The organism is Streptomyces sp. NPDC001513, from assembly GCF_042894695.1.
GTDB lineage: Bacteria > Actinomycetota > Actinomycetes > Streptomycetales > Streptomycetaceae > Streptomyces.
On the sequence record NZ_JBIAVU010000033.1, the window covers coordinates 1 to 5,229 of the forward strand.

Here is a 5,229-nt window from a genome sequence, read left to right on the forward strand (position 1 = left end):
GCCCGGTTACATTCCGAACCCGGAAGCTAAGCCTTTCAGCGCCGATGGTACTGCAGGGGGGACCCTGTGGGAGAGTAGGACGCCGCCGAACAACCATTGTGGGGAAGCCCCGCACCAAGCCTTCGGGCCCGGTGCGGGGCTTTTCTGCGTTTACCTGCGTTTGCCGGCAGTGTCACGGGCTCGGCTGGGTATCCTGGCCGCGTTCCCCTGGAGGACACGATGACTGCACAGCAGCTGGAAGACGGCGGGCCGCTCATCCCTCAGCCGGCGATGACACGGGAAGCCCTCCGGGACGCCGTACGCCGTATCGACATGGCCAATCTGGCCGTGCTCGACAAGGAGTGCAACGAGGCCTTCGACCGTGCCGCCGAGACCGGTGCCATCAACCCGTTGCGGTTCTTCCTGATCAAGTGGGCCACGCACGTGGCGATCCACCGTTGGCCGGCGCGTTCGGCGGCGCTGCACGAGGCCGAGCGGGTGGCCGGCGACCCGGACTCGACGGAGGAGGAGTTCCGGGCCGCCATGGAGACGAGCAGCCGGATCCTCACCGAGGCCCAGCGCGAGATCGGTCAGTGACCGTGCGGGGCGAAGGCGTGGAGAACGACAGCGGTTGGGCGTGGGAATGCGATCCCAGTCGGCTGTGGGTGCTTGGGGACATGGCCGCGGAGCACCAGGAGCTGGTGACCGTCGTCCTGGACGGTCTGGTCGACCTGGCGTCGATGGCGATCGACCCCAAGGACGGCAGCCTCTACGAGGATCCCCACCCGATGCGGCTGCGTACGTACGAGGACGAGCACCTGATGGTCTGGTACCAGACCATCCCGCACCGCCGCCGCGTCTACCTGAAGCGGGTCAACCTCTGAACCACCTTGGGTACTGTCCGGCGGATCAGCCTTCGGGTTCGAGGGGCTGGAGGTCGTAGAGGTAGGAGCGGTCGTTCTTGAAGCTGCGCCAGACGGTGGCCGGGGGTTCGGGTTCATCGGCGTGGCTGTCGAGGGGATGGGCGGTCACGAGGCCGTCAGCGATCTCGCAGTGCCAGCCGTCGGTCGGTGACCAGACACACCGCACGTTGCCGTCCGTTCGGCGATAGGCGGGGCGACCGTGGTGCTCGCCGTCGCGGTCGAAGCGGTGGCGAAGCCCGTCGATGTGGCGCACGAAGGTGAAGGATGCAAGTGCCGTCATACCTTCGGCACTGTAGGGGACGACGCTGCCGGCGGCTCGGCAGTTCTGGGCGCAACCGCTTTCAGGGCGAGCCTTGTTGCCACCACCAGGACGGCCATCTGACTGCGGTGCCCGCCGGCCCCGTCGGGGACCCGGCTGATGTGCATCACCCCGTGCGTCTGGTAGACGGAGGTGAACGGAACCAACGAGGGGTTCCGCGGGCGGGTGCGTGGCCCGCATGGGTGCTGGTTCGGGCGTCTGGAGCGATGTGCTTGTGCGTGATGGTGATCAGGTTGGCGACGGTGTCTCTGTGGAGCTCGCGGCGTTTCTCCGGGACGCTGTCGACGGCCGTCCGGTGAAGATCGCTCCTTCTGTGTGTGGCGGGTGCGGCTGGCGTGTGTTTCTCGTCCTGGTCGATGACGCCGAGGGCGGGGCCGAGCGGGAGTGCGTTGCTTGCTGCAGTCGTGCCTTCATCGCGGATAGCGAGGAGTTCTGGGAAGCCGCGGAGCCTGGTTGGGCCGTGTGTCCGTGCGGGGGTGCGGAGTTCGAGACGGCTGTCGCGTTCTCGCTGGCCGCCGACGGATCCGTCCGCTGGGTGACGGTGGGCTTGCGATGCGAGAAGGACGGCGCGGTGGGGGTCTACGCCGACTGGAAGATCGACTACAGCCCCACCGATCACCTGCTGTGCATGGTCTGAGAACTCCTGACGGAACGACCTCATAGCGCCTGTTGGTGAGCCCGGTTGGTACGGTCCGACCGTGACTTTGACTGACCTGAGCGACGGCTTTCGCGATGTTGGCCAGCGGCAGTGCGTCCAAGCAGTGGTTCACAACCGCCTCGCGGATGACCGGGAGCCACAGGAGTGTCGCTACCTGATGCGCTTCTGGTGGCAGCTGAGCATGTCGTACCAGGAAGTCTCGCTTGAGGAGCTGCGCCTGAACGTCGGCAGGCAGAAGCTGGACGCCCTCATTGAACTGATCAGAGCCATCCGCTCCTCCCACGACGAGATCGATGCGTGGCTTGCCGCTGCAGAGCAGACGTTCCCGGTGATTCAGGACCGCGGCTTCAGCAGGGACAACGAGGGGTGAGGCATGAGCTTCGTCAGGCACCGCCAGCAGATGATGCAGCAGGCGAGCTTGAGGAAGGCTTCGTGAACGTCGACGCGGATCTCCCACCGGATCCGCAGGCGGCGGACCCCGGTGCGGGTGGGCGAACGCGCACTCCACGACCCAGCGACGAGTGCCGAGGCAGGAACCGTGCTCGTTCCCGCGACGGGCGATCACCGGTTTGACCCCAAGCTGGCTTTATTCACGGGTTGTGGGTTCTGGCACAGATCTTGGGGACCGATCGCAGAGGGTGACGGTGTCGTTCGATTGAAGGGCGATCACGAGCCCGGCTGGCCGGCTCAAACACTCACCTCGTAGCCTCCGCGTATGGCTGCCGATCCGTTCCAGTGTCGCTGCGTCCTCTGCCATGACTACGGTGACCGAGACGAAGCGGACCGCATAGATCTGACGATCATCGAGAACGTGCAGCGGCACGGATGGCACGTCGTGATGGTTCCCGAAGACGACATCGGTCCTGGATTCGCCTACACGGTCGGCCTCGCGCACGCTCACAACGCACCTGAGCTCGCCATGTTCGGACTCGATATCCACGTCATGCACCGCATTCTCAACAGGCTGGGACAGAAGTCCGCTGCGGGCGGTGTACTGGCCGACGGCCAGAGACATCCTGACGTTGTCTACGGTCACCAAGTCGCGCTCAGGCAGGTTGATCTGCGCTGGTACCGGACCTTCTTCGGACAGGCCATCGGGTTCTACCGGCGGCCGCCTTTCCCTGTGCTGCAAGTTGCGTGGCCCGACGCGCATGACCGATTTCACTGGGACGAACAGGCTGAGGCGAGGCATCGGGAGTCACAGCCTCAGTTGTGGCTGCCACCGAGTGAGCACCCTGTCGGGATCTGGACGACCGAACTCTGACGGAACAACACCTTCGCGAGAAGCTACTGGAGCAAGATCATTTTGCGGAGCGGTTCGAATCCGGCCAGACCGTAGAGCTGCCGCTTGATCCTCTTGATGCGGTTCGCGGCGCCCTCTGTACTGCCGGAGCTCCAGTCCAGGGTGAGCCCAGCTGTCAGGGCGTCGAGATCTCGGAGCAGGTGGAGTGCGAAGCAGTGAGGCCGGGCAACTGGCTGGCATCGACCGCGTCGATCCAGGTGGGAAGTGTGGAGCCGAGGCGGTCGGTGAGTATCGCGCCGAAGTCGCGGACGTGTCCGGCTGCTGTGTCCAGTTCGGTGCAGCGGGCCAAGACATCCTTCAGACCGGCCCGGTCCTCCTCGGTCAGGGTCGTGGGGTGACGGGTGAGCCACCCGGTCACCTGCCGCACCGTCGGCGGCCTCGGCGGTACGGCCGACGGAGCCCCACGCAGGGTGGCGATGTGCGCGCGGACCATGCCGTAAGTGACGGGAGCGTGCTCGGCAACCAGCTCGCTGTGCAGTCGGGTGACGCTGGTGCATCCGGCGGCGAATCGTCGCTCCAGGTAGGGCTTGTAGGGGTCCAGCCTGCTGGGTCGGGGCCGGTTGTCGCGGATGGTGTCCTGCCAGCGTGCGGCGTTCGCGTACCGGAGCACGGTGTTGAGTCCCCAGCCCAGGTGCCGGGCGATCGCCCGGCGTGAGTGGACTTGGGCCAGGAGCTCGTGGACCAGGGCATGTGCTGCCTTCTTCTGCTCGGCCCGACGGCCGACGGGCTCCGAGTCGTCCTGCGGCCGACCGGAAGTCCCTCCGGTGGCCTCCGGCAGCATGCTGCCGGGCGAAGGATCGCGCAGGCAGCCGCGGTGGACGGCGACGCAGGTCTCCACGGCTCGGCCGAGGCCCTGCCACAGATGGAACCGGTCGGCGACTTGCAAAGCGTCGGGGGCGCCGCGCAGGGCACCCTCGACATAAGCGCCGGCTCGGTCCCGGCAGATGATCTCCACGCCGGGGTGACGGATCAGCCAGGCGGCCAGCGGCCCGGCTTCACGCGTGGGGAGCACGTCGAACACGCGATGGTCTTCGACGCTGGTCAAGACGGTGGAGTAGGTCTGGCCGCAACGGATCTCGAAATCGTCCACGCCCAGCACTCGCGGCGTGCTGACCTGAGGATCGGGCAATGCCATGACCCTGCGTAACAAGGTCATCCGGCCGGCTCCGAATCCCAGCCGGGCGGCCAGTCGGGCGCCTGCCCGCCCGGCCAGCGCGAGCCCCACTTGCTCCAGGGCGTGGTTGAGCCGCGTGGTGAACCGCGCGTGCGGAGCGGCCAGCTGCGAGAACGGCTCGGCGAACGTCCGGCGCGGGCAGTGCGCCGACCCGCAGATGAAGCGCCGGACCGTCAGCCGGATCACAAAGCCCTGCTCAGTGAGTGGAAGGTCCTTCAACCTGCGCTGGTACCGGTCGTGGACTCGGTCCGAGAAGCGGCCGCAGTCCGGACATTCAGCGCCGGCAGCCCCAGCACCCGTTCCAGCGAGGGATTGATCTGGGTCAGCAGGCCGTGAAGCCGGTTGGCGAGGCGGGTGGCCTCGCTGGGAGTAGAGGTCCGCGAGGCGCTGCATCGTCAGCCCCGGGCGGCGGACAGCGGCAGGACCCCGATTGGCCGGCCGGTCAACCACTACGAGCACGGTTCCGTGCTCGGCCTGGAGCTTTGCGAACGGATCGCGGAGCTTGGGTTCGGTTGGCTGGGGTGGGCCGGCGTGACGAGGGGGAGGTCAGGTGCCTGATCGCCTCCCCCCTGCGGGTCGGCCACCTCTTCATCGCCGCCGACCACACCGGCCGCGGCCGTGGAGGGGGCTTGGCCCGGGAGTCAAGCCGATTTTGACACCTCCCAGGTCCGGTTGTAGAGTCGAGCAGTTGCCTGGAGCGGACACGCTCGGCAGCAGCCCCCACAAGGATTCATTTTCGAGTGGGGACACTCGACTCTTCATTCGGGAATCGAAGCCGGGGAAATCCGGTGGAGAACTTCTGATAGAGTCGGAATCGCCGGAAAGGGAAAGCGCGAAAGCGCTGGAACTGGAAAGCACCGAGGAAGTCGGACA

The 5,229-nt window shown here is 66.6% G+C and carries 7 protein-coding genes, 1 rRNA gene and 3 pseudogenes; 7 read left to right on the top strand and 4 right to left on the bottom strand.

Translation table 11 applies throughout. The features are described from left to right. The 3 genes from rrf to ACFYZ4_RS39820 form a co-directional block, all read left to right on the top strand. Positions 1-91 (top strand): 5S ribosomal RNA (rrf, locus tag ACFYZ4_RS39810); the annotation flags it as partial. 128 nt (positions 92-219) lie between these two features. After that, positions 220-576: a hypothetical protein gene (locus ACFYZ4_RS39815; protein ID WP_351304538.1), complete on the top strand. Its 357-nt coding sequence runs from the start codon at positions 220-222 to the stop codon at positions 574-576. 80 nt (positions 577-656) lie between these two features. Next, the gene (locus tag ACFYZ4_RS39820) at positions 657-863 is read left to right on the top strand and encodes a hypothetical protein (RefSeq protein ID WP_351599014.1); all 207 of its coding nucleotides are present in this window, start codon (positions 657-659) and stop codon (positions 861-863) included. A gap of 25 nt (positions 864-888) precedes the next feature. Here ACFYZ4_RS39820 and ACFYZ4_RS39825 read toward each other — a convergent pair whose 3' ends face one another. Next, a complete protein-coding gene (locus ACFYZ4_RS39825) occupies positions 889-1,182 on the bottom strand; it encodes a hypothetical protein (protein ID WP_390786306.1) in 294 nt (97 codons plus the stop codon). A 217-nt stretch (positions 1,183-1,399) separates the two neighbouring features. Between ACFYZ4_RS39825 and ACFYZ4_RS39830 the strand changes: the two genes are divergently transcribed. Then, positions 1,400-1,858, top strand: a complete 459-nt coding sequence (locus tag ACFYZ4_RS39830) for a hypothetical protein (protein WP_390786307.1) — start codon at positions 1,400-1,402, stop codon at positions 1,856-1,858. A gap of 61 nt (positions 1,859-1,919) precedes the next feature. Then, positions 1,920-2,249 (top strand): hypothetical protein, encoded by a 330-nt coding sequence (locus ACFYZ4_RS39835; protein ID WP_390786308.1) that lies wholly within the window; start codon positions 1,920-1,922, stop codon positions 2,247-2,249. Here ACFYZ4_RS39835 and ACFYZ4_RS39840 read toward each other — a convergent pair. Beyond that, positions 2,213-2,456 (bottom strand): annotated as a pseudogene (locus ACFYZ4_RS39840) (hypothetical protein); the annotation flags it as partial. The gene ACFYZ4_RS39835 and the pseudogene ACFYZ4_RS39840 overlap by 37 nt on opposite strands. A gap of 138 nt (positions 2,457-2,594) precedes the next feature. Between ACFYZ4_RS39840 and ACFYZ4_RS39845 the strand changes: the two are divergent. After that, on the top strand, positions 2,595-3,143 hold the full coding sequence (locus tag ACFYZ4_RS39845) for a DUF4262 domain-containing protein (protein WP_390786309.1): 549 nt from the start codon (positions 2,595-2,597) through the stop codon (positions 3,141-3,143). Positions 3,144-3,297: 154 nt separating this feature from the next. On the opposite strand, the pseudogene ACFYZ4_RS39850 reads toward ACFYZ4_RS39845, so the two are convergent. Both ACFYZ4_RS39850 and ACFYZ4_RS39855 read right to left on the bottom strand, forming a co-directional pair. Beyond that, positions 3,298-4,578 (bottom strand): annotated as a pseudogene (locus ACFYZ4_RS39850) (ISL3 family transposase); the annotation flags it as partial. Positions 4,579-4,643: 65 nt separating this feature from the next. Further along, a pseudogene (locus ACFYZ4_RS39855) lies at positions 4,644-4,842 on the bottom strand (IS110 family transposase); the annotation flags it as partial. 202 nt (positions 4,843-5,044) lie between these two features. Between ACFYZ4_RS39855 and ACFYZ4_RS39860 the strand changes: the two are divergent. Next, positions 5,045-5,229, top strand: a 185-nt coding sequence (locus tag ACFYZ4_RS39860; protein ID WP_390786310.1) for a hypothetical protein, incomplete at its 3' end; no start/stop codon positions are given.

Bases quoted from the DNA above. Each gene is read 5' to 3' on its own strand.
- ACFYZ4_RS39815 (WP_351304538.1), top strand. From the start codon at position 220: ATGACTGCACAGCAGCTGGAAGACGGCGGGCCGCTCATCCCTCAGCCG.
- ACFYZ4_RS39830 (WP_390786307.1), top strand. From the start codon at position 1,400: ATGGGTGCTGGTTCGGGCGTCTGGAGCGATGTGCTTGTGCGTGATGGT.
- ACFYZ4_RS39825 (WP_390786306.1), bottom strand. From the start codon at position 1,182: ATGACGGCACTTGCATCCTTCACCTTCGTGCGCCACATCGACGGGCTT.
- ACFYZ4_RS39820 (WP_351599014.1), top strand. From the start codon at position 657: ATGGCCGCGGAGCACCAGGAGCTGGTGACCGTCGTCCTGGACGGTCTG.
- ACFYZ4_RS39845 (WP_390786309.1), top strand. From the start codon at position 2,595: ATGGCTGCCGATCCGTTCCAGTGTCGCTGCGTCCTCTGCCATGACTAC.